The sequence below is a fragment of the Ensifer sp. B1-9 genome (assembly GCF_050474445.1).
Taxonomy (GTDB): Bacteria; Pseudomonadota; Alphaproteobacteria; order Rhizobiales; family Rhizobiaceae; genus Ensifer.
The window spans coordinates 327,445-353,047 of record NZ_JBCHVG010000005.1 but is presented as its reverse complement, the minus strand read 5'-3'; the positions used below and the strand labels follow the sequence as shown (position 1 = coordinate 353,047).

Below are 25,603 nucleotides of genomic sequence, written 5' to 3'. Positions count from 1 at the left end.
GGTGGGAGGCATCTGCCCGCGCACGTGGAACGTGCGCGGGGGGCCGAGCGATCATTGCTCGTCGGCCGTTGCTTCGGTAGGGGCTGCGCCGTCGGCACGATTGACGATGCCCGTCTCCGGAACGGTTTCGCCCTCCGGCCGCGACACGCGGCGGCGCGCCGGCGGACGCTTGCGCATGATGCGAACGCGTTTCACCCGGCGTGGGTCCGCATCGAGGATCTGGAACTCGAAGCCCGGAATGGCCTGGACGACCTCGCCACGCACCGGGATGCGGCCGAGCGAGGCGAAGATCAGACCGCCGAGCGTGTCGACATCTTCGAGCTGCTCGCGCACGTCGAAGTCCGGGCCGATCGCCGCGGCGAACTCTTCCAGCTCGACGCGGGCATCGGCGACGAAAACATCGTCCGAGGTGCGGGCGAACATGACTTCGTCGTCGTCGTGCTCGTCCTCGATGTCGCCGACGACCATCTCGACAATGTCTTCGAGCGAGACGAGGCCATCGGTGCCGCCATATTCATCGATGACGAGAGCCATCTGGATACGGGCGGCCTGCATGCGCTGCATCAGGTCCGAAGCAAGCATCGAAGGCGGCACGAACAGGAGCTGGCGGACGATGCCCGCCTCTTCCAGAGACTTGCCGAGATCGACGCGGGAGAGGTCGAAGTTCGCCTTCGGCGACCGGGGTGTCTTCTCGGTCTTTTCGCTTGACGCCGGCACGGCAGCCGGCGCCTTGCCGTTGCGGCGGCGGTTGCGGGCCTGTTTGGTGACGTAGGAAAGCAGGTCGCGGATGTGCACCATGCCGCGCGGGTCATCGAGGCCGTCGTTATAGACCGGCATGCGCGAGCGGCCGGATTCCTCGAAGATCACCATCAATTCGCCGATGGTGATGCTCTGGTCGACCGCTTCGATGTCGGCGCGCGGAACCATGACGTCCTCGACCCGGATCTCGCGGAAGCGCAGGATGTTGTTGAGCATCGCCCGTTCGCCGGGCGAGAAGGCCGTGTTGCTGTCGGCATCGGTCTGAAGCGCGTCGGCAAGATCCTCGCGCAAGCTCGATGGACTTGCGCCGCGCAACAGGCGCGCGGCCCGGCTCCAGAAGGAAGAAGTGGATTTCGTGCCCTCGTGTCGAGTGGCGGTGCTACTACTGCCCGCCTCCGCCTCTCCGGAGGCGTCTGCCTCCTCGGTCGCCAGCGCGACGGGCTGTGTTTTGTAATCGCTCATCGGTCCAAACTGTTAATCCGGGGTACGATCCCCGTAGGGGTCAGATAAGCCAAGACGCGCCAAAATGCGAGTCTCCAGGCTTTCCATTCTTTCGGCTTCGTCATCTTCCATATGATCATAACCGAAAAGATGCAGGAATCCATGCACGAGAAGATGCGTCAGATGCGCATCGAAGGACTTCTCCAGTTCCACGGCCTCGCGATCAAGCGTCTCACGGGCGACGATGATGTCGCCGAGCATCGGCCCTGGCATCGCGCCCGGCGTCACCGGAAAGGCAGGAAAGGACAGCACATTCGTCGGCTTGTCCTGGTTGCGCCATTCGGCGTTGATCGCCCGCATGGAAGCGTCGTCGGTGAAGACAAGGGAGAGTTCCGGTGGCGTTTTCGGCAGCGGCTGTTTCTCTTCGGCCGCAAGATAGGCTGCTGCCGCTTCGAGAACGGGCGCGCAGAAGGCAAGCAATGCCTCTTCCTCGGGCCAATCGCCTTCTTCCACGCTGATTTGAATGTCCAATGCCGTCATGATCGCAACGACCGCCGATCAGCGGTCGCTTTGCTCGCTTTCGTCGTGAACGGCCGTGTGCGACTCGTATGCCCTGACGATCCGCGCCACCATCGGATGACGGACGACGTCGACGTCCTTGAAGCGGACCACCGAAACGCCTTCGACGCCCCTGAGGATCTGCAGAGCTTCAACCAGGCCCGACTTGACGCCGCGCGGCAGGTCGACCTGGCTCGGATCGCCGGTGACGATCATGCGGCCGTTTTCGCCGAGACGGGTCAGGAACATCTTCATCTGCATCGATGTCGTGTTCTGCGCCTCGTCGAGGATGACGGCGGCATTGGCAAGCGTTCGGCCACGCATGAAGGCGAGCGGCGCGATTTCGATGACGCCGGCGGTAATCGCCCGTTCGACCTTGTCGCCCGGCATCATGTCATAGAGCGCGTCGTAGAGCGGCCGGAGATAGGGATCGACCTTCTCCTTCATGTCGCCGGGCAGGAAGCCCAGGCGCTCGCCCGCTTCGACTGCGGGACGCGACAGGATGATGCGATCGACGGCGCCGCGTTCCAACAACTGCGCGGCATGGGCAACGGCAAGATAGGTCTTGCCGGTGCCGGCCGGGCCGACGCCGAAGACCAGTTCAGCACGCTCCATCGCGCGGATATAGGCATCCTGTGTCGGTGTGCGCGCTGCAATCGTCTTCTTGCGCGTCGAAATCTGCGCCATTGTCAATTTGGCTTTACGCTCCATGGTCGGCAATTGTAGCTGATCGTCGGCGGCAACCGCCATACGGATCGCACCCTCGACATCCGAAGAATCGATCGACGCGCCACTCTGCAACCGCCCATAGAGATAATCGAGGGCACGGCGCGCCTGATTGGTGGCGACGACGTCACCGGAAATCGCGACGGAATTGCCGCGCGGCCGGGCGTCGATGCGCAGGCGCTCCTCGAGAAGCTTCAAGTTCTGGTCGAACTGGCCGAAGAGCTCGCTGGCGAACCGATTGTTCTCGAATGTCAGCACGAAGTGATTGGCGTCTGTCGCAGAGGTTTTCGACTGGCGCGAGGATGAAGAGATCAATTCGTGTCCGTTCAAGCGGTTCAGGCTCCTTGTTTTCGGTCCTTACCCGATCATCTCCGCAAACAGGCTGTTCGGCCCGGCCTTGATGATTCGCACCTTGATAATGTCACCGATTTGCGATGCTTTTGCATCAACATTCACGGGCTGCAGCCAAGGGGAACGCCCGACGAGCTGGCCCGGCATGCGTCCTTCCTTCTCCAAAAGTAGGTCGATTTCGCGGCCGACGCAGGATTCGGCAAAGGCGCGCTGCTGCGAAAACAGCAAAGCCTGCAATTTTTCCAAGCGCTTGGCTTTCACGTCCTCGGGAATCTGGCTGCCGAGTTCGGCGCCGGGCGTTCCGGGACGCGTCGAATATTTGAACGAAAATGCCTGTGCATAACCCACCGCCTCGACGAGGCGCATGGTGTCTTCGAAGTCCTCGTCGGTCTCTCCGGGGAAGCCGACAATGAAATCGCCTGACAGAGCGAGGTCCGGCTGGACGGCGCGGATACGCTCGATCAACGCCAGATACTCGGCCGCCGTATGCCTCCGGTTCATCGCCTTGAGGATGCGGTCGGAACCGGACTGCACCGGCAGGTGCAGATAGGGCATCAGCTTCGCCATCGAGCGGTGCGCTTCGATCAGGCTGTCGTCCATGTCCCGCGGGTGGCTTGTGGTGTAGCGCAGCCGGGCAAGGCCTTCGATCTCGCCAAGCCGCCTCAGCAGATCGCCAAGTCCCCATTCGCGGCCGTCGGGCCCGACGCCGTGCCAGGCATTGACGTTCTGGCCGAGCAGGGTGATTTCACGCACGCCGCCGTCGACCAGCTTTTCCGCTTCCGAGACGATCTGCGCGACCGGGCGGGAGACTTCGGACCCACGGGTATAGGGCACGACGCAGAAGGTGCAGAACTTGTCGCACCCCTCCTGCACCGTCAGGAAGGCGGTGACGCCGCGCGCGCGGGTCTTTGCCTTGTCGGGCGCCGGCAGGTGTTCGAACTTGTCCTCGACGGCATAGTCCGTCTGGACGACGCGTTCGCCGCCGCGAGCACGCCTCAGCGCTTCCGGCAGGCGGTGATAGGTGGTCGGGCCGATCACGAGATCGACCGCCGGCGCGCGCCTGAGGATCTCGTCGCCTTCGGCCTGCGCAACGCAGCCGGCAACGCCGATCACCATCTCGCGGCCTTCCTTGGCTTTTGCTTTCTTGAGGTCGCGCAGGCGGCCGAGCTCGGAATAGACCTTTTCCGCCGCCTTCTCGCGAATATGGCAGGTGTTGAGGAGCACGAAATCGGCATCCTCGAGCACGTCGGTCGAGACGTAGCCATCGCGCGACAAGGCATCCGACATGCGGTCGGAATCATAGACGTTCATCTGGCAGCCGTAGGTCTTGACGAAGACCTTGCGGGCCGGCGCGCGCTCGTCGCCCGTGGCGGGCGTAGTCGACAGAAGGGCTGTTTCCTGGGTCATGGCCGGTTACTTAGTGCAAAGTGGCCCGAAGTTGAAGTATTTTCGGCAAGACTGCCTTTGCCGGCAGACGTCAGGCGCGCCCGCGCAAGCGATCCGACAGCATGCTGCGAATGCGCTGCTCGATCTTGCGGCTCACCTCCTTGCGATTGGTGTGCCGGTCGTAGTCGACCGCTTCGCCGAAATCGACGTCGACCTCGATCGCGCCTTCTCGCAGTATCCCGAGCAAATGCGGAACCAGGCCGATATCGCCCGGCCATGCGGCAATCGGTCTGTTGTAGCGCCCCATGGGCATACCGTGGATGCCGGTATAGGAAATGGCGACTGGCTGCACGTGCACCAGACCGGTCGGCGAGTGCGGCACGGCCGAGGCGGCCGCGCCGAAGAGAGAGGTCTTAATCTCCAGCAGGCGATTGCCGTCCGACGTCGTTCCCTCCGGAAAGAGCACGACGATCTCGCCCGCCGCCATGCGCCCGCCCATCTCGTTGACCTGCTTGCCGGTCGAGCGCTTCTGCTCGCGCTCGACGAAGATCGACGCCTGCAGCCGAGCGAGAATGCCGAAGACGGGCCAGCTCTTCACTTCGGACTTCGCGACGAAGACGACGTCGGCGACCGAGGAGAGCACAAGAATGTCTTTCCAGGAGGCGTGATTGGCGCAGATGAGCAGCGGTCGCCGGCGCTCGGCCTCGCCGTGGACCCGCACCTTGATGCCGAGAAGGTAGCAGGCGAGCCGATGCCAGTATCGCGGCAAGCGGCGGCGGGGTTTCAGATCGAGCCAGAGGCAGACGACCTGGATCGGCATCAGCACGAGCGAAACCAGCGCCAGAAGCGCTGCGAAGATCGCAATCCGTAGCCAATTGATCATCCGGAAAGAGTTCCCGCACGCGACCTTAGAAAGTTAAAGCGGGATGCGGGCGGAAAGCCGCATACACTTTTCCTCATCCCGCTCTTGTGCGCTTGGGACTAGCGAAGATCGAGCCGCATGACAAGCGCGGCGGTCCGTTGACCGGCCTTGTCCTGGTAATAGGCGCGACGTTCGCCGACCTTGTTGAACCCGAGCTTGCGATAGAGCCCGATCGCCGCCTGATTGGTCTCGTCCACTTCGAGGAACAACGCCTCGGAGCCCTTGGCCAGGGCCTCGCGCATGGCCGCCTGCATCAGCCGCCAGCCGAGACCGGAGCGGGCATAACGCGGCTCGACGCCGATCGCCAGGATTTCGGCCTCGCCGGCGACGGCGCGCGACAGGACGAAGCCGCCAAAGGCCGGACGGAAGCTGCCATTGGTCTGCCGCGCGACGAAACCGAACACCGTGTCCTGAACGAGCAGCGCGTGAATCTCGCCATCGCTCCAAGGAGAAGCGAAACGCTGGCGATGCAGCGCCGCCGCCGCGAGCAGGTCGGCTTCCTCCAGCGGGAAGATGTCGAATTCGGTGCGGCGGGTGAAGTAATCGGTGAAGCTCATCTCAGTCTACGCTCGGGCAATCGCGAAGCCCGCCTGCGGCTTGGCATCGGGGCCTCTCAGATATAGCGGTCGCGGCTTGGCCGAGGCTGGATCAGCAGCGGCGCCGAGCGCCGCGACGAAGGCAACATCGATGAGTTCGGGGGGCCTGGGCGGTATGTCCTCAGCGATCAAATGCGCGCCGGAACCGCCGATGACACCATCAAAATCGGCGTAGCGTTCGCGCGCCGCTTCGACGGAGAGCGCCTCCGGCTCGCCCGCCGCAACGCCCGCCGCGTCGAAAGCCTGGAGATAGACTTCATCGCGCTTGGCATCGATGGCAGCGAGAACGGGCTTTCCGGGCGCAGCCGCTCGCAACCCTTCCGCCAGAACCGCAAGCGTCGAGACGCCGACTGCGGGTTTGCCGAGCGCCAGCGCCAGCCCGCGGGCAGCCGCCACGCCGACGCGAATGCCTGTGAACGAGCCCGGACCGACGGTGACAGCGATGCGATCGATATCGGGAAGCGCGCGACCGGCCAAGGCCAGTGCCTCGTCGACGAACTCCATCAGCCGCTCGGCATGGCCCTTGCCGAGATCGGCACCGGAGCGCCCGAGCACAACGGCCGTTTCGCTGTCGTAGACGGCAGCGGAGCAGCCGGAGCCGGACGTGTCGATCGCAAGTACAATCATTTCAACGCTGGATCTTTCAGACGCCACAGGCCGCAAAGCCGACCGGTTTTGCGGCAAATCAATACTACTACAGTGCCGCGCGTCTTAGCAGACACGCAATGGTCGCAGTAGCACTTTTGAAGCGCTGCATGTCTTTGCCGTTAAGCGGCTCGGATTAAAGGAAACATGCACCAGGTTGGGTCCGGATACAGGCGGAAAACCGCGCACACCTTTCCCCACCCCGCCTTCGTTCACGAAACGCCGGACGACGTCCGGGGTCAGACCGACTCGACGGCTTCCACCTCGGGAACGAAATGGCGCAGCAGGTTCTGCACGCCATGCTTTAGCGTCGCGGTGGACGACGGGCAACCGGAGCAGGCGCCCTTCATGTTGAGGAATACGGTGCCGTCCTTGAAGCCGCGGAAGGTGATGTCGCCACCGTCCTGGGCAACGGCCGGGCGCACGCGGGTTTCCAGCAGTTCCTTGATCGTCGCGACGATCGTCTCGTCACCCTCGTCGAAGAACTCGCCCTCCTGGTCCGACTGCTCGGCGCGGCCGCTGCCGGCCATGATCGCCTGGCCCGACATGAAGTGCTCCATGATCGAACCGAGGATCGCCGGCTTCAGATGCTGCCATTCCTGGCCTTCCTTGCTGACGGTGATGAAATCATAGCCGAAATAGACGCCGGTGACGCCCGGGATCGAAAACAGCCGTGCCGCCAGCGGCGAGCCGGCGCGCGCTTCTTCCTCGTCGCGGAACTCGGCGGTGCCGTTTTCCAGAACAACCTTGCCCGGCAAAAACTTCAGCGTGGCCGGGTTCGGCGTGGCTTCGGTCTGAATGAACATGTCTGTCTCCGTTTCGCCGGGAGCGGCTTTCGCCCAGCTCTTTAGAATAATTCAAAAGAATATAAAGGCATGGCCCTGCGGCCGCAAGGGCACATAGCGACGCAGATCAACTGAGCGCGTCGATCTCCTCATCCGTCAGCGCATCAGGGATGACGGTGACGGGAATCGGGAAGGCTGCAGCCTTGCCCGCGATCGACGACACCAGGGGACCTGGGCCCTCTTTCGCCGATCCTGCGGCCAGGACCAGAATGGCGATGTCGCGGTCCTCTTCGATCGCCGCATGGATCTGCTCCGTGGCAGTCCCCTCGCGGATGACGATCTCGGGTTCGATACCGATCCGCTCGCGGACCGACTGAGCCACCTTGGCGAGCGTCGCCTCGGCTTCCTCGCGCGCTTCCGCACGCATGATTTCCTCGACCCCCAGCCATTGCTGGAAGTCGCCATCGGCGATCACATAGAGCAGGACGAGACCGCCATTGGAGTTCTTGGCGCGCATGCCCGCATAGTGCACGGCGCGGCCGCATTCCGGGGTATCGTCTATCACCGCCATGAATTTGCGGCGGTGACCTTCAAGTCGAGAGAGTCGGGTCGAGACCATAGGGTGAACATTACATCCCGGGCGTGCCGCCGCAAGGTCTCATTTTGGCGTTTTGGAGCGGGACGAGGAAAAAGTGCATATGGTTTTCCACCCGTCCCGCTCCGAACCGTGAGGATCGATGATAACGGTGATTTTGGGTCGTGGGACCCAAAATCACCGGATTACTGCAGAAAACCGATGATCTCGCGCACTTCGCGCATCGTCTTTTCCGCGCGCACCCGCGCACGCTCGCCGCCATCGCGGAGAATTGCGTCGATATGGGCGGTGTCGCCCATCAGGCGCCGCATCTCGCCGGTGATCGGCGACAGGACCTCGACCGCGAGGTCGACGAGCGCCGGCTTGAAGACCGAGAACTGCTGCCCGCCGAACTCGGCAAGCACCTGCTCCTTGGTCTTGTCCGAGAGCGCGGCGTAGATTCCGACGAGATTTTCCGCCTCCGGGCGTCCCTTCAGGCCATCGAGCTCGCTCGGAAGCGCGTCCGGATCGGTCTTGGCCTTGCGGATCTTCTTCGAAATCGTCTCGGCATCGTCCATCAGGTTGACGCGCGAAAGATCCGACGGATCGGACTTCGACATCTTCTTGGTGCCATCGCGCAGCGACATGACACGCGGCGTCGCGCCACCGATCAGCGGCTCGACCGGCGGGAAATAGGCATGGATCGGCTCCTCGCCGACGACGATGTCGACACCGTAGCCGGCGCTGCGAATATGCTCCATGAAGTCGATATTGAACTTCTGGGCGATGTCGCGCGTCAGCTCCAGATGCTGCTTCTGGTCATCGCCGACAGGAACATGGGTGGCGCGATAGACGAGGATGTCAGCCGCCATCAGGCTCGGATAGGCGAGCAGGCCGAGCGAGGCGTTCTCGCGGTCCTTGCCGGCCTTGTCCTTGAACTGCGTCATGCGGTTCATCCAGCCGATGCGGGCGACGCAGTTGAAGATCCAGGCGAGTTCGGCGTGCTGCGGCACCGCCGACTGATTGAAGACGATATGTTTCTTCGGATCGATGCCCGAAGCGATGAAGGCGGCGGCGATCGAGCGGATCTGCCCCTTCAGGTCCTCGTGCACGAGTTGCGCGGTGATCGAATGCAGGTCGACGACGCAATAGATGCAGTCGTTGTTTTCCTGCAGCGCCACGAACTTGCGGATCGCGCCGAGATAGTTGCCGAGATGGAGATTGCCCGTCGGCTGAACGCCGGAAAATACGAGCGGCTTGAATTCGTTCATGTCGTCCTCAATAGGCTGGTGGAGGGCCCCAGGGCCGGCTGGCCCATGTTGCTAACGGCATGGCTTATGCACGGGTCACGGGAGGCAATCAAGGGGGGCGAAACGCGGTCTACTCGGCAGGCTGCAACAGGTCCCAGTGGTTGCCGAACGGGTCGCTGAAGACGGCAACGGTGCCATAGGGCTCGTGGCGCGGCGTTTCGAGAAAGACGACGCCTTCGGCAAGCATCGCTGCATGGTCTCGGGCAAAATCGTCGGTAAACAGGAAGAAGCCGACGCGGCCTCCGGTCTGGTTGCCGATCGCCGCCTGCTGGCGTTCGCCATCGGCCTTGGCGAGCAGCAGCGATGTTTCGACGGCCCCCTTGGGACGGACGACGACCCAACGCTTATCTGCGTCGAGTGCGGTGTCTTCGAGGAGATCGAAGCCGAGCTTGCCGCAATAGAAGGCGATGCCCGCGTCGTAGTCCGGCACGACCAAGGCAATGCGTGCGATGGTCTGGCGCATCAGTCCCCCGCCTCCGGTGCGGCGACGGGCGCCGCGGGCGCTTTCGCCCCGCGTTTGAGATTGCGACGGATCATGCCGAGGCTGGCACCACCAAGGCCGAAAGCAAGCGCGAAGTAGATGACCATGGCAACAGCGACCAGACCCGATAGCGTCACCGTCCGGGTGAGCAGCGGCGCGGCAGAGGAGAGCTCGAAGGCAAACCAGTCGATGGCGAAATAGAGCGCCGCGGCCATGCCCGCCGCCGCGATGACGAGCCGCGGGATACGGGTGAGCAGCGGCATGTCCCTGCCCCAATGACCGCGCCAGACGAGTGTCGCAAAGAGCAGGACGGCGTTCACCCAGCCGGCAACGATCTCGGCCGTCGCGATGCCGCTGGCGCCGAGCCGCGGAAACAGGGTGAGCGCAAGCGACACGTTCACAACGACGGAGATGGCAGCGAAGATCATCGGCGTGCGCGTATCCTCGCGCGCGAAGAAGCCGGGAATGAAGGCCTTGATCAGCACGAAAGCCGGCAGGCCGAGACCGTAGATCGCCAGGATGTGACCGACGATGACGGTCGATTCCGGCGAGAACTTGCCGCGCTCGAAGAGCAGCCGGACGATCGGCTCGGACATGACCAATAGCGCGGCCGCGGCCGGAAGTGTCAGGAACAGCGTGAACTCGACCGAGCGGTTCTGCAGGTTCGACGCTTCAGCGAGATTGCCGGAACGCAGCGCCCGGGCGAGTTCCGGCAGAAGCACGGTTGCGACCGCGATGCCGACGACACCAAGCGGAAGCTGGTAGATGCGGTCGGCATAAACCAGTGACGAGACCGCGCCTTCGCTCGCCGAAGCGATGTTGGTGTTGATCAGCAGGTTGATCTGGGTGATGCCGCCCGTGATTGCCGCCGGCAGGGCGAGCACCAGCAGGCGCCTGACGCTGGCGGTCATTTTTGGTCGGCGGAGGCCGATCTTTATGCCGGCGTCGCGTACGGCGAACCAGACAATGGCAAGCTGCACCAGACCGGCCACCATGACGCCCCAAGAAAGGGCATAGCCGACGGCCACCGGATCCTGCCCCGCAAACCAGGCATAGGCCAGTACCCCGATCAGGATGACGTTGAGGAACACCGGCGCAATCGCTGCCGCGAAGAAGCGGTGCAGCGAATTCAGCATGCCGCCCATCATCGCCGCCAGCGACATGCAGGCGAGATAGGGGAACATGATGGCTGCAAAGACGATGGTGTTGCCGAGCTTCTCGGGATCGTCAGCAAAGCCCGGGGCGATCAGGTTGCTGACGATGAAGGGCATTGTCAGTTCCATCGCGATCGTCAGGAACAACAGGACAGTGAAGAGAACGCCGAACACTTCCTCGGAGAAACGCCGCGCGCCCTCCATGCCGTTCGCCTCGATCTCCTTGGCAAAGAGCGGCACGAAAGCGGAGTTGAAGGCGCCCTCGGCAAACAACCGGCGAAAGGTGTTGGGCAGGCGAAAGGCGGTATTGAAGGCGTCGGCGACCGGGCCTGTGCCGAGAGCGGCGGCCATGAAGGTTTCGCGGATGAAGCCGAACAGGCGGCTTCCAAGGGTCGCGCCGCCGACGGTTGCAAATTTCTTGACCAGACTCATGTTTCGGCTTTTGTCGTTCTTTGAGCGGAGGAGACGCCCGGTGGCGGCGCGATGATGCCGGAGGGCATGCGGTCGCGGGCTTCGTCACCCTCGCCGGCCATGACGGCCTTGAGGCGGGCGGCAATGTTCATCTGACGGTTTTCGCTTGTCACCTTCTGGCCGACGAGGTCGGTGACGTAGAAGGTGTCGATCACCTTCTCGCCGAAGGTGGTGATGTGCGCCGAGGCGATGTCGAGCGAGAGATCGGAGAGCACGGCGGTGATCTCGGACAAGAGGCCCGGACGGTCGAGGCCCTCGACCTCGATCACGGTGAACTTGTTCGACAGCGTGTTGCTGATCGTCACCTCGGGCGTCACGGTGAAGGCCCTGGTGCGCTTCTTCACCTTGGTTCTGCTGGCGATCACTTCCGGCAAGCGCTTGCGGCCGGCAAGCACATCCTCGATCAGCTTGCCGATGCTGGCAGCCCGCCGCATCTCGTCCTCGTCCACGGAGAACTCGCGGTTGACCAGGATCGTATCCAGCGCCCGACCGTCCGACGTCGTGAAGATCTGGGCGTCGACGATGTTGGCGCCCGCAGCCGCGCAGGCGCCGGCAATCACGGTCAGGAGACGCGGATGGTCCGGTGAGAGCACCGTGATTTCGGTGATCGCATGGAACTGGTGCGTGCGCACCATGGTCGCCAACGCCTTGCCGGCGGCATCGGCCTCACGGATGAAACGCGCATGGCGCACTTGGTCTTCCAGCGCCACCGTCAGCAGATAGGGCTGATAATGCAGGCGAACATAGGCGTCGCGCTCCTTCTCGGACCAGTCCGTCAGTGCCTCGCCCAACATCGTCGCAGCATGGGCGGCGCGCTCCTTGCGTGACAATTCGGAGAAACCGCCCGACAACAGCAGCTCGGTCTCATAATAGAGCGTGCGCAGAAGCTGGCCCTTCCAGCCGTTCCAGACACCGGGGCCGACGGCGCGGATATCGCAGACCGTCAGCACCAGCAGCATCTTCAGCCGGTCGAGCGACTGCACCCGTTCGGCAAAGTCGACGATCGTCTTGCGGTCGTTGAGGTCGCGCGTCTGGGCGACCATCGACATCGTCAGATGTTCTTCGATCAGCCAGGCGACGAGTTCGGTCTGTTTCGGCGAAAGCCCGAAGCGCGGGCAGAGACGCCGGGCCACCTTGGCGCCGGCGACCGAATGGTCCTCCGGCCGGCCCTTGGCGATGTCGTGCAGGAGCACGGCGACATAGAGCGCCTCGCGATCCTCGATCCCCGGCATCAGCTTGGCGACCAGCGGATGCGCCTCTTCCTCGATGCCGCCCTCGATGCGCGAGAGAACGTCGACGGTGCGCAGCAGGTGCTCATCGACCGTGTAGTGATGATACATGTTGAACTGCATCATCGAGACGATCTTGCCGAAATCCGGAATGAAGCGGCCGAGCACGCCCGCCTCGTTCATGCGCCTGAGGATCAGCTCCGGCTTGCGGCGCGAGGTGAGGATCGACAGGAACAGACGGTTCGCCTCCTCGTTCTCGCGCAGGTGCGGCGTGATCAGGCTCAGCGAGCGCGTCACCTGGCGCAGAGCCGCCGGATGAAACTCGAGCCCGTTGATATCGGCGATGTGGAAGAAGCGCAGCAGGTTGACCGGATCGCGCTTGAAGACATCGGGGCTTGCGAGCGCGATGCGGCCGCCATCGTCGACGAAATCCAGCGTGCCGGCGATCTTGCGGCTGCGATGGGTGAAACGGCCGATGATCCCGGAAATGCCGGGCGCTTCCTTCGCCTGCTGGTCTTCGAGTGCTGCGCAGAAGATGCGCGTCAGGTCGCCGACATCTTTCGCCACCAGGAAGTAGTGCTTCATGAAGCGTTCGACGGCAGAGAGGCCGGGATGGTCGTGATAGCCGAGCGCTTCTGCGATCTCGCGCTGGATGTCGAAGGACAGCCGCTCTTCCGCCTTGCCGGTCAGGAAATGCATGTGGCAGCGCACGGCCCAGAGGAAGTCCTCGGCCTTCTGGAAGAGCTTGTATTCCTGCCGCGACAAGACCCCAAGCTTGACGAGGTCGGCGGTATCCTTGAGCCGGTAGAAATACTTGGCGATCCAGAACAGCGTGTGCAGGTCGCGAAGGCCGCCCTTGCCTTCCTTGACGTTCGGCTCGACGAGATAGCGCGTATCGCCCGCCTTGCGGTGGCGCTCGTCACGCTCGGCAAGCTTGGCGGCGATGAAATCCGGGCCGGTGTTGCGCACGATCTCGTGGTCGAAACGCGTTTCGAGCTCGGTGCTCAGTGCCTCGGAGCCGCAGATGTAACGCGTTTCCAGAATGGCCGTGCGGATCGTCATGTCGGCGCGCGACAGGCGGATGCATTCGTCGATGGTGCGGGTGGCGTGGCCGACCTTGAAGCCCAGATCCCAGAGGATATAGAGCATGAACTCGATCGCCGGCTCCGCCCAGACGGCCTTCTTGACCGGTAGCAGGAACAGAAGATCGATATCCGAACCCGGCGCCAGCGTGCCGCGGCCATAACCGCCGACTGCAGCCACCGCGATGCGCGAGGCCGGCGGCGCGTTGGCGGCGTCGAAGATCTCGTTCAGCACGAAATCATGCAGCACGGTGATCAGCTGATCCTGCAGCCAGGAAATGCGCTCGGCGCAGAGAATACCGGCGCCATCGGCGTTGAACAGCTCGCGCGCCTTCGTCCGGCCAGCGGTATTCGCCTGCTTGAAGGCGGCAAGCAGCGCCTGGCGCATCGGCTCGCGCTGCTCGGCATGGGCCGAGGCGATGAAGTCGCATTTCGCCCGCAGCGCTGCGACGTCGAGGATCTCGGGGAAGAATATTTCGTGTCTGCCCATGAAGTGCCGAGGGGCGTCCTGTCCGACTGGTTGCGTGGTCGCTCTAGCAAGAGCTCCTGCATGATCCTTGCGACCGAGGCCGAAAAAAGACCACACAGCATTTCGATCGCCGCGCCGGCAAAGGCGCGCGGCGCTGTATAGCCTTTTTGCCGGCACCTGCACAGGAAAAAGGCGCGCACCGCTTCAGCCCATTTCAACGGTTGGCGGGATGCGGGCGGAAAGCCGCACACACCTTTCCTCATCCCGCCTTGGCGGCGCTCAGTTCCTTCTTCAGCGCGTAGAGCGCGTCGAGTGCTTCGCGCGGCGTCATGTCGTCCGGGTTCAGCGCCTTCAGCGCCTCCTCGACCTTGGACGGACCAGCGGCCTTCACCTCTTCGCGGCGGATCGCCACCTGGAAGAGCGGCAGATCGTCGATCAGCTGGCTCGCCGGATTCTTGCGGTCGGCATCCTCGAGCTTGGCGAGCACGTCCTTGGCGCGCGCCACCACCGAGGCCGGCAGGCCGGCAAGGCGGGCGACCTGAATACCGTAGGAGCGGTCGGCAGCGCCCGGCCCCACTTCGTGCAGGAAGATCACGTCGCCGTGCCATTCCTTCACGCGCATGGTCGCGTTCGAGAGACGTCCGAGCTTTTCCGAAAGCACGGTCAGCTCATGGAAGTGGGTGGCGAACAGGCCACGGCAGCGGTTCGCCTCGTGCAGGTGTTCGACCGCCGCCCAGGCGATCGAGAGGCCGTCGAAGGTGGCGGTGCCGCGGCCGATCTCGTCGAGGATCACCAGCGAGCGGTCGGTCGCCTGGTTGAGGATTGCCGCCGTCTCGACCATCTCGACCATGAAGGTCGAGCGCCCACGCGCCAGATCGTCGGAGGCGCCGACGCGGGAGAACAGCCGGTCGACGATGCCGATATGGGCGCTCGCGGCAGGAACGAAAGTCCCCATCTGCGCCATGATCGCGATCAGCGCGTTCTGGCGCAGGAAGGTCGATTTACCGCCCATGTTGGGACCGGTGAGCAGCCAGATCGCGCCGCCCTCCTCGCCGTCCGGCGGCGAGAGATCGCAGCCATTGGCGACGAAGGCATTGGCCGCCTGGCGTTTCAAGGCCTGCTCGACCACCGGATGGCGGCCGCCGTCGATGGCGAACATGCGCGAGCGGTCGACGGTCGGGCGGGCATAGGCCTGCTCTTCGGCAAGCACGGCGAGACCGACCGAGACATCGACCGTCGCAAGCGCCAATGCCGCCGCCTTGAGCGTCTCGGCAGCGGCGACGACCTCGGCCGCCATCTGGTCGAAAGCCTCGATCTCGATCGACAGTGCCCGGTCGGCGGCGTTGGCGATCTTGCTTTCGAGCTCGGCCAGTTCCGTCGTGGTGAAGCGCATGGCATTCGCCATGGTCTGGCGATGGATGAAACGGGCACGGCCGGCATCCGTGTCGGTCATCGAGCCGGCATTGCCGGCGGTTACCTCGATGAAATAACCGAGCACGTTGTTGTGCTTGATCTTCAGCGACTTGATGCCGGTCTCTTCGGAATATTGCAGTTGCAGGCCGGCGATCACCCGGCGCGACTGGTCGCGCAGTGCTCGCACTTCGTCGAGCTCGGCATTGGCGCCTTCGCGCAGGAAACCGCCGTCGCGTTTCAGGAGCGGAAGTTCCTCGCCAAGCATGGCGTCGAGCAGGCCGAGCAAACCGGCGGGCAGCGCGTCGATCGCGGCCCGCGCATCCTTCAGCTCGTCCGACAGCGTGCCCGCCGCCATCAAGCGTGAAATCGACGCGGAGGCACGCAAGCCGGCCTGAATGGCGCCGAGGTCTCGCGGGCCGCCGCGGCCGAGCGCCAGCCGCGACAGGGCGCGCGGCATATCCGGCGCCCGCCGCAGCGCGTCGCGCAGGTCGCCCGCGAAGGAAGGCTGGTCCGCAAGGATCTCGATCGAGTCGAGACGCTGGTTGATGCGATCCGGATCGGTCAGCGGCGACATCAGCCGCTCGGCGAGAAGCCGTGCGCCGCCGCTTGTCACCGTTCGGTCGAGCGCCTTCAGAAGCGTCCCTTCGCGCGCGCCCGACAGGGTCTTGACCAGCTCGAGGTTGGCGCGGGTCGCCGGATCGATGAACAGCGTCGATGCGGCGCTTTCGCGCTCGGGGATGCCGAGCGCCGGACGCTCGGCAAGCTGGGTCTTCTCGACATAGGAGATCGCGGCCGAGGCGGCCGCCAGCTCCGCACGCGAGAACGTGCCGAAGCCATCGAGCGTCTTCACGCCGAAATAGCGGGCAATACGCCCCTCGGCCGTCGCGCTGTCGAACAGCACCGCCGGCTGCGGCACCGCCACGCGGCCGAGCACGTCGAAGACAGGCCTCAGCTCCGGGTCGTGGAAGACGGTATCGGCGAGGATCAGTTCGCGCGGCTCGATACGCAGGATATCGGCGAGGAGCCGGCTTTCCGCGGTCTCGGCCAAGCGGAAGATGCCGGTGGAGATATCGATCCACGCAAGCGCGTATGCCGGTTCGGATCCGCTCTTGATCCGCGCCAGCGCCATCAGATAGTTGGTCTCCGACGGCGACAGAAGCTTCTCTTCGGTGATCGTTCCAGGTGTCACCAGGCGCACAACGTCGCGGCGCACCACCGATTTGCTGCCGCGCTTCTTTGCTTCCGCCGGATCTTCCACCTGCTCGCAGACGGCAACACGGAAGCCGAGCCCGATCAGTTTCTGCAAATAATCGTCGGCGGCATGCACCGGCACGCCGCACATCGGGATCTCCTGGCCCATGTGCTGGCCGCGCTTGGTAAGCGTGATGCCGAGCGCCCGCGACGCCTCGACCGCGTCCTGGAAGAACAGCTCGTAGAAGTCGCCCATGCGATAGAACAGGAGCGAATCCGGGTTGTTCGCCTTGATCTCGATGAACTGCTCCATCATCGGCGTCGCCGAGGAGCGGCTCTCCTCGGTCGCCAGATCGGCTGCGGACAACACCTCGCCGGCGCGGTTCGATTGGTCTGACACGAAATTCATGATTGTTCCGAAAAAAGAGATGGCACACTATCCCCAAGCAATTATAGACGACAACCATAAAGAGGCGCGTCGCAAGGCTCGCCCACAGGAGGATGGAGTAAACATGCCGGCTACCGACAAGACCGATCGCGCCGTGACGACCGTCACCGCGCAGGAAGCGCTCGACTTTCACTCGCAGGGCCGTCCCGGAAAGCTGGAGATTTCCCCCACCAAGGCCATGGCCACGCAGCGCGATCTTTCGCTCGCCTATTCGCCCGGTGTCGCCGTTCCGGTAAAGGCCATCGCCGAGGACCCCTCCACTGCCTATGACTATACGACGCGCGGCAACATGGTGGCCGTGATCTCGAACGGCACCGCCATTCTGGGCCTCGGCAATCTCGGGGCGCTCGCCTCCAAGCCGGTCATGGAAGGCAAGTCGGTGCTGTTCAAGCGCTTCGCCGACGTCGATTCCATCGACCTCGAGGTCGATACCGAGAATGTCGACGAATTCATCAACTGCGTGCGCTTTCTCGGCCCCTCCTTCGGCGGCATCAACCTCGAAGACATCAAGGCGCCGGACTGTTTCATCATCGAGCAGAAGCTGCGCGAGGTCATGGACATTCCGGTGTTCCATGACGACCAGCACGGCACCGCGATAATCGCCGCCGCCGGCCTCATCAACGCGCTGGCACTGACGGGTCGCGACTTCAAGACCACCAAGCTCGTCTGCAACGGCGCCGGTGCTGCCGCCATCGCCTGTATCGAGCTCATCAAGTCGATGGGCTTCAACTCGGAAAATGTCATCCTCTGCGACACCAAGGGCGTCATCTTCGAGGGCCGCACCGAGGGCATGAACCAGTGGAAGTCGGCGCATGCGGTCAAGACCGACCGCCGCACGCTCGCCGAAGCGCTCGATGGCGCCGATGTGGTCTTCGGCCTGTCGGCCAAGGGAGCACTGTCGGAAGACATGGTCCGCTCGATGGCGCCGCGGCCGATCATCTTCGCCATGGCCAATCCGGATCCGGAAATCACACCGGAGGAAGTCACTCGCATCCGTGACGACGCGATCGTCGCCACCGGCCGCTCGGACTATCCGAACCAGGTCAACAACGTGCTCGGCTTCCCCTACATCTTCCGCGGCGCTCTCGACGTGCGCGCGACGACGATCAACGACGAGATGAAGATCGCCGCCGCGCAGGCGCTGGCGAGCCTTGCCAAGGAAGACGTGCCCGACGACGTCGCCGCAGCCTATCAGGGCAACCGGCCACGCTTCGGCGCGCAATACATCATTCCGGTTCCCTTCGACCCGCGCCTGATCTCGGCGATCCCGATGGCGGTCGCGAAGGCGGCAATGGAAAGCGGCGTCGCCCGCAAGCCGATCACCGATCTCGAAGCCTATGGCCGCCAGCTCTCCGCCCGGCGCGACCCGATCGCCTCGACGCTGCAGCGCATCTACGAACGCGTCCGGCGCCAGCCGAAGCGCATCGTCTTTGCCGAAGGCGAAGAGGTGCAGGTCATGCGCTCGGCAATCGCCTATGCCAACCAGCAGCTCGGCACCGCCATCCTGCTCGGCCGCGAGGAACGCATGCGCGAGACGGCGGAGCGCGAGGGCATCGACCTCGATCGCCCGGGCATCCAGATCGTCAATGCACGGCTTTCCAAGCGCGTCGGCGCCTATACGGACTATCTCTACGCCCGTCTGCAGCGGAAAGGCTTCCTTTTCCGCGACGCCCAGCGCCTGATCAACAACGACCGCAACCACTTCGCCGCCTGCATGGTGGCGCTTGGCGATGCCGACGGCATGGTCACGGGTATTACCCGCAACTATTCGACGGCGCTCGAGGACGTGCGTCGCTGCATCGATCCGAAGCCAGGTCACCGCGTGATCGGCGTCTCGATCGCGCTCTGCCGCGGCCGCACCGTGCTCGTCGCCGACACGGCAGTGCACGACATGCCCTCTTCGGAAGAGCTTGCCGATATCGCCGAGGAAGCCGCCGGCCTCGCCAAGCGGCTCGGCTATGTGCCGCGCGTGGCAATGCTTGCCTATTCCACCTTCGGTCATCCCTCGGGCGAACGCTCCGAGCGGGTGCGCGAAGCGGTCAACATCCTCGACAAGCGCCGCGTCGACTTCGAGTATGACGGCGAAATGGCGGCAGACGTGGCGCTCAACGCCCGCGTCATGGAGCAATATCCGTTCTGCCGCCTCTCGGGCACGGCCAACGTGCTCGTCATGCCGGCGTTCCACTCGGCATCGATCTCGACCAAGATGCTGCAGGAACTCGGCGGCTCCACCGTGATCGGTCCGCTGCTCGTCGGCTTCGACAAGTCGATCCAGATTGTTTCGATGTCGGCCAAGGATTCCGACATCGTCAACATGGCAGCCATTGCGGCCTACAACGCCGGCATGTGACCCCGACGAATGTACTATTTTGACGCAGGCCTGGCACTCGAAGTCGCCGGGCCTGCCGAAATAGTAACAAATCGGCACAACTTGTAAAAAGAAGAGCTCGCATCTCCAGTAGAGAAGAGGCGAGCTCAAAATCAGGCAACAGTACTACGTTTCAGGTAATGAAAGACGGAGGATTTTGGTCTCTATGCCGACCGATCTCCGGAAATGATCGGCCATTCCTCCGTTATTTTCTCTATTCTCTCGTCATGAAATTAGAGAAGAACTTGACAATACAAGTCTCTCTTTCAGACTAGAAAGTCAAACTGGTCATTAATATTTGGTTAATCCCGACAGGCGCCCGTCAGGAGACGGACGTCGCGAACCGCCCGGCATCGGCGCCGTAATAATTGAGATAGCGGCCGGAAATATTGCTGATCGGCAGCACGATCAAAACATCCGTCGTATGGAAGGCATGATCGACCACCGCGCCGTCGCCAACCATTGCGCCAAGGCGCATGTAGCCCTTGATCAACGGCGGCAGGGCGGCGAGAGCCTTTTTCGCATTGATCGCCTCGGCCGGCATCAGGTCCATGGTCCGATGCAGTTCCGGACGTGCGGTTACCGCCCATTCGTCACGGGCGCGAATGTTGTGGTGCAGGAAGGAGAGCGCCAGCGCGTGCTCGGCCGGCACGACACCGGGGAAGGAGCCGCAGCCGAACATGGCGTCCATGCCGTATTTAAGGGCATAGGCCCAGTTTCCCTGCCAAAGCAGCTCCACCGTCCGCTTGGTGCGGTAGTCCGGCAATACGCAGGAGCGGCCGAGCTCCATGAAGCGCTTGGTCGGGTGGCGCGCGAGAAGCTGATCGATCGCAAATTCGGAAGCCGAATAGAAGCCGCCGGCCCGCTCCGCCACATCCTGCCGCAGCAAGCGATAGGTGCCGACGATCTGATCCTCGGTATCACCCTCGATCGAGGTGTCGAGAACCAGAAGGTGATCGCAGATCGCGTCCCAGCTGTCGACGTCGCGCTTGCGGCGGTCGGCTTCGGCGCCAACCTGCGCCTTCATCTCTTCGACGAAAACCCTGTAGCGGACGGCCTGGGCAGCATCGATCTCCGATGCCGTGCGCGCCAGGCGCGTCTCGAGATTGGCGATCCGGCCAAGAACGTCGGTCGTCGGGACGGCGGCCTTCTTGCCGATGCAAGCTTGAGAAGTGTCTACCACGTTCGCCGAATCCAGTAGCTCGATGGCCATCCGCGTCATCCCGAATCAATTCCGTCTGCCGGGCTTAGACCACGTTTCTGCAACAACATAGTGACATGAAGGCGGCGCACAACCCCCGCTCCCCGATGGATACCGTTACCACTGCCGAAGTTACCGTTTACGCAGCAGGCGGTCGATCTCCGAAGTCAGCAGTTGCGGATCGGCGGGCTTCGACAACACCGCGTCCGCACCGGCGCCCATCAGCTTGTCGCGCATATCGGCGCGCACATCGGACGTCAGGATGATGACGGGCAAGCGTTGCGCCGAACGCGCGGTCTCGTCGGCGCGCAGGTGCTGCAGCAGCGAAAGCCCGTCGCCACCCGGCATGTTGAGATCGGTCACCAGCAATTCCGGAAGCGGACGCTCGCCGGGCGCATGCAGGGCCTCGGCAACGGCGCCGAAGTCGCTGACGACGCGGACCGAATGCCCCGAGCGCTGGAGCACGGTGCGAACGATCAGCGCGTTGACCGGATCGTCTTCGGCCAGAAGGATCCCATTCGCCCTGTTGCGGACGGGAGCGGTCGCCGGCTCCTCCCGCAGGACGGGCCGGTTGTCGTTGATCGCGTCGCGCTTCTCTATGCCCTTCAGGCGACCGAGCAGCACCTCGACCAGGGATTTTTCGCGCAGCGGCCGGATCAGCCAGGCCTCGTAGCCGTCCATCTGGTTGACGGGATGGCTGTTGCGTTCCTCCGGGTTGATCAGATAGGTGCGCCGCACTTCCAACCGCGCGATCGCCGGCTGCAGCGAAAGCAACTGCTTGTATTGCTGGGCGTGGCGGTGGTCGACGATCACGTCGGTCAAGGGCGCACCGCCGGCGAGCACGTCCGCAAGGACATGCTGGGCCGCTGCAAGCGTGGTGGCACGGTGGCACCGACCGCCGAGTGTGGCGATCGTCGCGGCGAGCGCCGCCGAGGCTGGACCATCCGGCGCCATGACGAGGACATGGGAGCCCGCAAGGCACGTCTGGCGCTCCGGTGCCACCGGTTCGATCTCGGCAAATGGCAGGCGAATTTCAAAGCGACTGCCGCGCCCGGGCGCGCTTGCCGCCGTGAGGCTGCCGCCGCAGGCCTGCATGATCCGTCGGGAGATGGCGAGGCCAAGCCCGGTCCCCTTCGCCCGCTGCTCGTCGTTGCCGGCCTGCTCGAACTCCTCGAAGATGCGTTTCAGATCTTCCGGCGACATGCCCGGGCCGGTGTCGTCGATGCGGATCCGAACGCATTCGTCGACCGTATCGGCGCTGACAAAGACGCCGCCGACTTCGGTGAATTTGACCGCGTTGCCGATGACGTTGAAAAGCACCTGACGCAGACGCGCCGCGTCGAACGCCATTTCGGCGGGCACGTCGACGGCGACCGTCGCGCCGATCTCGATGCCTTTTTCATGCGCCCGGTTGGAGAGCATCTCCACCACGCTCTCGACGACGGCGCGCGGATCCTGTCGGGTCGGGCGAAACTGGAAGCGGCCGGCCGAGAGCGACGAGAAATCGATCAGATCCTCGACGAGCTGGACCAGCGCATGGCCGGATTGCTGCATGCCGGCGAGGTAGTTCTTCTGCTCGCTCGACAGTCGGGTCTGGCCGAGAAGATGGCTCATGCCGAGGATGCCGGAAAGCGGCGTGCGGATCTCGTGGCTGACGGTGGCAAGCAGCCGCGACTTCGCCTTGCTCGCCTCCTCCGCCCGCCGGCGTGCCGCTTCGCGTTCGCGCGCGGCCTTCGCCTCCTCAGTGACGTCGCGGGCGATGCTGTGGCGCATGAGCTTGCCGCTGGCCGGATCGCGGGCGATCACGTCATGCCAGTCGTAAAGACGCACGCCATCTGATACCGCAATCCGCACCAGGTAGTGATTGGGCGCGACCTTCGGCTCGAAGCTCAGGCCAAGCGTCGCACAATCGAGGCCGCGGACATCGGAGCGGCCGCAGACCTGATGGAAGACCGCGTTGGCATGAACGATCTTTCCGTCCATGCCGCGCATGATCGCGAGGTCACCGAGCGCATCATGAATGGTCGAGAGCAACGCGGACGTTTCGGAGCGGTGCCAATCGCCATCCCTGTCCGCTTCGTCGCGTGCCTGCCTGCCATCGAAAGACCGTATGGCTTCGACGACGAGCAGGAGCACGCCGACCGAGCCTGCCGCCGCGATCGCCGCGGAGAACAGGTAGAAGCCGGCACTCATGCCGATGACGAGAATGAGCCCGGAAGCGATCAGGCCGAGCAAGGCCAGCGAGGCCTGACTGACCGCATGGCGCTTGCCGTCGACGGGTGCTTCCTGCCCGGGGACCGGAGGCGGCACCTCGACAGGGAGCGGAGCAACCGGCGGCGCTTCTCCTGTCCGGCCCCCTCTCCGGAAGCCGGATTCGATCCGCTCCAGCAATCGTGACGGTTCGCTCATGCGATCCGGCTAACACGACAAGCGTTCCGAATGGCTTCAATGCACCGATAAAATCTTAACGATCGGCCCTTTTCGCGTGCAACAGCTCGTCAAGGATGATCGCGCCTGCGCCGATGGTGATGAAAGTATCGGCCAGGTTGAAGACGGCGAAGGACCAGGTCTCCGTATAGAAAAGGATGTAGTCGATCACGTAGCCGAAGATCAGGCGGTCGACGAGGTTTCCGAGCGCACCGGCGATGATCAGCGCATAGCCCAAATGCGCGAAGAACCGGTCCTTCGGCGTGCGCTTCCAAAGCCAGAGCACGAAGGCGACGACGGTGAGCCGCATGCCGACGATGAACCAGCCCTCCATGCCCGACAGCATCGAGAAGGCGACGCCGTAATTATAGGTGCGGTAGAGCGCCAGCATCGGCACGACATGGACCGCCTGGTTGAAGGGCAGGTAGAGCTCGACTAGGTACTTGATCACCTGGTCGGTGATGAGTGCGAGAAGGATGAAGACCGCGATCGGCAGCGGCCGGGAAAACAGCACCTGCTTCTCGCTCATGCGCGCACGTCCAATGTCAGCAGATGACGGCGTGCCTCGAACAGCATGATGCCGGTGGCGATCGCAAGGTTCAGCGAATCGGCGCGCCCGGCCTGCGGGATGCGTGCGAGCGCACCGGCCTCACGGGCAAGTTCTTCCGGCAGGCCCGCCTGCTCGTTGCCCATCAGGATCACCACGGGCTTCGACTTGTAATCGATGGTGCGGTAGTCGACGGCGCCGGCAAGATGGGTTGCAACCACCTTCGCACCGGCGGATTTCTGCCAGCGGATGAAATCTTCGGCGCTCGCGCGTGCCACCGGCATCGCGAAGACCGAGCCCATGGTGGCGCGTACGGTTTCGAGCGAAAACGGATCGGTGGTCTCGCCGACGAGGATGATGCCGGAGGCGCCGGCGGCATCGGCCGTACGGATGATCGTGCCGAGGTTGCCGGGGTCGCGGACCCGGTCCAGTGCCACATAGGTTTCGCCCAGCTGCGGCTTCAGATCCTTCAGCGACTGGTAGCGCTGCTCGAAGATGCCGACGACCATCTGCGGATTGTCGCGCCGGGTGATCGCCGACAGCACCTTCTCGCTGACTTCGAGCACCAGGCCGCCCTTGGCGAAGGTCTTAGCCGCCACCTGTTCGACATGCGGCTTGCCCTTGGCAGCCTTGCCATAGATCAGCGTCTTGATCTTCCAGCCGAGATCGAGCGCGTCGATCACCAGCTTCAGGCCCTCGGCCATGAAAGACCGCGTCTCGTCGCGGTGTTTCTTCTGTGCCAGCGCGCGGATGTCCTTGATGATCGGGTTGGTGAGGCTCGTGACCTCCTTCACCTGACCGACACGACCGGCGCCGTGTTCGCTTCTGTCGTTCGTCATTGCGGTACCCAGCGGCTGAAGAGAGAGGTCGAAAGCGCCCTGCCCGGCTCGCGGCCGTCAAGCCCGCCCTCGCGGATGATGAGCTCGCCCGATTCCACCCGGCCGCCGCGGCCGCGCATCGTCTCGCGCATCAGTTCATGGATCGAGTAGAAGCTCGCCCGGATCGAATAGGCGGTCAGCACCAGGCCATGCGCTTCCGGCGAGAGGATCTCGCGGCAGATATCGAGCATCGCGGCCAGGTGATCGAAGAGTTGCCAGACTTCGCCGTTCGGACCGCGGCCGAATTTCGGCGGATCGGTCAGGATGATGTCATAGCGGCTGCCGCGGCGCTCTTCCCGCTGGATGAACTTCATCGCGTCGTCGCAGATCCAGCGGATCGGCAGCTTTTCGGCGCGCGCCAGTTGCTGGTTCTCGCGCGCCCAGCCGATCGCCTTCTTCGAAGCGTCGACATGGGTGACCTCGGCGCCGGCCTTGGCGGCGATCAGCGAGGCGACCCCGGTGTAGCCGAAGAGGTTCAGAACCTTGAGCGGCCGTCCCGCAGCTTCCACCTGGTCCTTGACCCAGCTCCAGTGCGCCAATTGTTCCGGAAAGACGCCGACATGGCGGAACGAGGTGAAGCGGCCGTGGAAATCGGTTCCGAGAAGCTGCATCGGCCAGGTTTCGCCGAGCACGGCGCCGGGAAAGCGCCAGCGGCCCATGCCGTCCTCATCGGTGTCGCCGGTGAAGATCGCGTCGGCCTTTTGCCAGACGCCGTCCGGCAGGCTTCGCGGCCATAGCGCCTGCGCCTCCGGGCGCACGATGCGATAGGGGCCGTATTGCTCGAGCTTCTCGCCGGCCCCGCTGTCGATCAGATGGTAACCCGAAGCGCCTGTTGTCTCCAGGATGAGCGGCACGCGTTCGGCCGGCTTTTCGCCGGTTCGCCGGGCGATCACCCGCGCCGGTGCTTCCTGCGCAGGAGCCTGCCTGACAGGCTTGTCGCGCGTCTCCGTGCCCTGCGCTGTCGCTGGCCGCGGCGGCCGTTCCTTGAAGCCACCGCCCTTCGGCGGAACCGGACGCTTCTGGTCATGACGGCCGCCGCCACGCGCCTCGGCGCCGCGGCCCTTGGCCGTCGTCACGGAGGCATTCTTCGACCGCCGGTCCTTTTCCTTCACGTTGAAATCCCTGGGCTTGTTAGAGCATGTGTCGCCTGCCCTCCGCAACATCGAGCGCAAGCGGGCGGACGTCATGAGG

General features: G+C 63.9%; 20 protein-coding genes. 1 reads left to right on the top strand and 19 read right to left on the bottom strand.

Annotated features, from left to right (window positions below; translation table 11 throughout):
- Positions 1-51 precede the first annotated feature (51 nt).
- The 14 genes from ACQ5BM_RS11670 to mutS form a co-directional block, all read right to left on the bottom strand.
- On the bottom strand, positions 52-1,221 hold the full coding sequence (locus tag ACQ5BM_RS11670; protein ID WP_429811036.1) for a hemolysin family protein: 1,170 nt from the start codon (positions 1,219-1,221) through the stop codon (positions 52-54).
- Positions 1,222-1,233: 12 nt separating this feature from the next.
- Positions 1,234-1,740, bottom strand: coding sequence for an rRNA maturation RNase YbeY (gene ybeY / locus ACQ5BM_RS11665; RefSeq protein ID WP_429811034.1), 507 nt, complete (start codon positions 1,738-1,740; stop codon positions 1,234-1,236).
- Between the two features lie 18 nt (positions 1,741-1,758).
- Positions 1,759-2,814, bottom strand: coding sequence for a PhoH family protein (locus ACQ5BM_RS11660; protein ID WP_429811032.1), 1,056 nt, complete (start codon positions 2,812-2,814; stop codon positions 1,759-1,761).
- Positions 2,815-2,841: 27 nt separating this feature from the next.
- Positions 2,842-4,242: a tRNA (N6-isopentenyl adenosine(37)-C2)-methylthiotransferase MiaB gene (gene miaB / locus ACQ5BM_RS11655; RefSeq protein WP_429811031.1), complete on the bottom strand. Its 1,401-nt coding sequence runs from the start codon at positions 4,240-4,242 to the stop codon at positions 2,842-2,844.
- 70 nt (positions 4,243-4,312) lie between these two features.
- Positions 4,313-5,104, bottom strand: coding sequence for a lysophospholipid acyltransferase family protein (locus ACQ5BM_RS11650; protein ID WP_429811029.1), 792 nt, complete (start codon positions 5,102-5,104; stop codon positions 4,313-4,315).
- Positions 5,105-5,202: 98 nt separating this feature from the next.
- The gene (locus ACQ5BM_RS11645; protein ID WP_429811027.1) at positions 5,203-5,700 is read right to left on the bottom strand and encodes a GNAT family N-acetyltransferase; all 498 of its coding nucleotides are present in this window, start codon (positions 5,698-5,700) and stop codon (positions 5,203-5,205) included.
- A gap of 6 nt (positions 5,701-5,706) precedes the next feature.
- The gene (gene tsaB / locus ACQ5BM_RS11640) at positions 5,707-6,366 is read right to left on the bottom strand and encodes a tRNA (adenosine(37)-N6)-threonylcarbamoyltransferase complex dimerization subunit type 1 TsaB (RefSeq protein WP_429811025.1); all 660 of its coding nucleotides are present in this window, start codon (positions 6,364-6,366) and stop codon (positions 5,707-5,709) included.
- Positions 6,367-6,623: 257 nt separating this feature from the next.
- A complete protein-coding gene (locus ACQ5BM_RS11635; RefSeq protein WP_173515354.1) occupies positions 6,624-7,190 on the bottom strand; it encodes a NifU family protein in 567 nt (188 codons plus the stop codon).
- Positions 7,191-7,296: 106 nt separating this feature from the next.
- On the bottom strand, positions 7,297-7,788 hold the full coding sequence (locus tag ACQ5BM_RS11630) for a universal stress protein (protein ID WP_057248011.1): 492 nt from the start codon (positions 7,786-7,788) through the stop codon (positions 7,297-7,299).
- 161 nt (positions 7,789-7,949) lie between these two features.
- Positions 7,950-9,014, bottom strand: coding sequence for a tryptophan--tRNA ligase (trpS, locus tag ACQ5BM_RS11625; protein ID WP_429811023.1), 1,065 nt, complete (start codon positions 9,012-9,014; stop codon positions 7,950-7,952).
- Positions 9,015-9,123: 109 nt separating this feature from the next.
- The gene (locus ACQ5BM_RS11620; protein ID WP_429811021.1) at positions 9,124-9,516 is read right to left on the bottom strand and encodes a VOC family protein; all 393 of its coding nucleotides are present in this window, start codon (positions 9,514-9,516) and stop codon (positions 9,124-9,126) included.
- Positions 9,516-11,120: a murein biosynthesis integral membrane protein MurJ gene (gene murJ, locus ACQ5BM_RS11615; RefSeq protein WP_429811019.1), complete on the bottom strand. Its 1,605-nt coding sequence runs from the start codon at positions 11,118-11,120 to the stop codon at positions 9,516-9,518. Before murJ ends, ACQ5BM_RS11620 begins: the two co-directional genes overlap by 1 nt.
- On the bottom strand, positions 11,117-13,960 hold the full coding sequence (locus ACQ5BM_RS11610; RefSeq protein ID WP_429811017.1) for a [protein-PII] uridylyltransferase: 2,844 nt from the start codon (positions 13,958-13,960) through the stop codon (positions 11,117-11,119). Before ACQ5BM_RS11610 ends, murJ begins: the two co-directional genes overlap by 4 nt.
- A gap of 238 nt (positions 13,961-14,198) precedes the next feature.
- A complete protein-coding gene (mutS, locus tag ACQ5BM_RS11605; RefSeq protein ID WP_429811016.1) occupies positions 14,199-16,952 on the bottom strand; it encodes a DNA mismatch repair protein MutS in 2,754 nt (917 codons plus the stop codon).
- A 103-nt stretch (positions 16,953-17,055) separates the two neighbouring features.
- Between mutS and ACQ5BM_RS11600 the strand changes: the two genes are divergently transcribed.
- Positions 17,056-19,341 carry an NADP-dependent malic enzyme gene (locus ACQ5BM_RS11600; RefSeq protein WP_429811014.1) on the top strand — a complete coding sequence of 762 codons (2,286 nt, stop codon included), beginning with the start codon at positions 17,056-17,058 and terminating at the stop codon, positions 19,339-19,341.
- Between the two features lie 340 nt (positions 19,342-19,681).
- Here ACQ5BM_RS11600 and ACQ5BM_RS11595 read toward each other — a convergent pair whose 3' ends face one another.
- From ACQ5BM_RS11595 to ACQ5BM_RS11575, 5 genes are all read right to left on the bottom strand, one after another.
- Positions 19,682-20,572, bottom strand: coding sequence for a GNAT family N-acetyltransferase (locus ACQ5BM_RS11595; RefSeq protein ID WP_429811012.1), 891 nt, complete (start codon positions 20,570-20,572; stop codon positions 19,682-19,684).
- Positions 20,573-20,692: 120 nt separating this feature from the next.
- Positions 20,693-22,969 carry an ATP-binding response regulator gene (locus tag ACQ5BM_RS11590; RefSeq protein WP_429811010.1) on the bottom strand — a complete coding sequence of 759 codons (2,277 nt, stop codon included), beginning with the start codon at positions 22,967-22,969 and terminating at the stop codon, positions 20,693-20,695.
- A gap of 55 nt (positions 22,970-23,024) precedes the next feature.
- Complete coding sequence (gene lspA, locus ACQ5BM_RS11585; protein WP_429811008.1) at positions 23,025-23,516, bottom strand: signal peptidase II; 492 nt, start codon at positions 23,514-23,516, stop codon at positions 23,025-23,027.
- Positions 23,513-24,373 (bottom strand): TrmH family RNA methyltransferase, encoded by an 861-nt coding sequence (locus tag ACQ5BM_RS11580; RefSeq protein ID WP_429811006.1) that lies wholly within the window; start codon positions 24,371-24,373, stop codon positions 23,513-23,515. Before ACQ5BM_RS11580 ends, lspA begins: the two co-directional genes overlap by 4 nt.
- Positions 24,370-25,524: a class I SAM-dependent methyltransferase gene (locus ACQ5BM_RS11575; protein WP_429811004.1), complete on the bottom strand. Its 1,155-nt coding sequence runs from the start codon at positions 25,522-25,524 to the stop codon at positions 24,370-24,372. Before ACQ5BM_RS11575 ends, ACQ5BM_RS11580 begins: the two co-directional genes overlap by 4 nt.
- Positions 25,525-25,603: the final 79 nt, after the last annotated feature.

What these genes read in the sequence shown, in the direction of transcription:
- ACQ5BM_RS11670 (WP_429811036.1), bottom strand. Translation starts at nt 1,221, where the DNA reads ATGAGCGATTACAAAACACAGCCCGTCGCGCTGGCGACCGAGGAGGCA.
- ybeY (WP_429811034.1), bottom strand. Translation starts at nt 1,740, where the DNA reads ATGACGGCATTGGACATTCAAATCAGCGTGGAAGAAGGCGATTGGCCC.
- miaB (WP_429811031.1), bottom strand. Translation starts at nt 4,242, where the DNA reads ATGACCCAGGAAACAGCCCTTCTGTCGACTACGCCCGCCACGGGCGAC.
- ACQ5BM_RS11650 (WP_429811029.1), bottom strand. Translation starts at nt 5,104, where the DNA reads ATGATCAATTGGCTACGGATTGCGATCTTCGCAGCGCTTCTGGCGCTG.
- ACQ5BM_RS11645 (WP_429811027.1), bottom strand. Translation starts at nt 5,700, where the DNA reads ATGAGCTTCACCGATTACTTCACCCGCCGCACCGAATTCGACATCTTC.
- tsaB (WP_429811025.1), bottom strand. Translation starts at nt 6,366, where the DNA reads ATGATTGTACTTGCGATCGACACGTCCGGCTCCGGCTGCTCCGCTGCC.
- ACQ5BM_RS11635 (WP_173515354.1), bottom strand. Translation starts at nt 7,190, where the DNA reads ATGTTCATTCAGACCGAAGCCACGCCGAACCCGGCCACGCTGAAGTTT.
- ACQ5BM_RS11630 (WP_057248011.1), bottom strand. Translation starts at nt 7,788, where the DNA reads ATGGTCTCGACCCGACTCTCTCGACTTGAAGGTCACCGCCGCAAATTC.
- trpS (WP_429811023.1), bottom strand. Translation starts at nt 9,014, where the DNA reads ATGAACGAATTCAAGCCGCTCGTATTTTCCGGCGTTCAGCCGACGGGC.
- ACQ5BM_RS11620 (WP_429811021.1), bottom strand. Translation starts at nt 9,516, where the DNA reads ATGCGCCAGACCATCGCACGCATTGCCTTGGTCGTGCCGGACTACGAC.
- murJ (WP_429811019.1), bottom strand. Translation starts at nt 11,120, where the DNA reads ATGAGTCTGGTCAAGAAATTTGCAACCGTCGGCGGCGCGACCCTTGGA.
- ACQ5BM_RS11610 (WP_429811017.1), bottom strand. Translation starts at nt 13,960, where the DNA reads ATGGGCAGACACGAAATATTCTTCCCCGAGATCCTCGACGTCGCAGCG.
- mutS (WP_429811016.1), bottom strand. Translation starts at nt 16,952, where the DNA reads ATGAATTTCGTGTCAGACCAATCGAACCGCGCCGGCGAGGTGTTGTCC.
- ACQ5BM_RS11600 (WP_429811014.1), top strand. Translation starts at nt 17,056, where the DNA reads ATGCCGGCTACCGACAAGACCGATCGCGCCGTGACGACCGTCACCGCG.
- ACQ5BM_RS11595 (WP_429811012.1), bottom strand. Translation starts at nt 20,572, where the DNA reads ATGGCCATCGAGCTACTGGATTCGGCGAACGTGGTAGACACTTCTCAA.
- ACQ5BM_RS11590 (WP_429811010.1), bottom strand. Translation starts at nt 22,969, where the DNA reads ATGAGCGAACCGTCACGATTGCTGGAGCGGATCGAATCCGGCTTCCGG.
- lspA (WP_429811008.1), bottom strand. Translation starts at nt 23,516, where the DNA reads ATGAGCGAGAAGCAGGTGCTGTTTTCCCGGCCGCTGCCGATCGCGGTC.
- ACQ5BM_RS11580 (WP_429811006.1), bottom strand. Translation starts at nt 24,373, where the DNA reads ATGACGAACGACAGAAGCGAACACGGCGCCGGTCGTGTCGGTCAGGTG.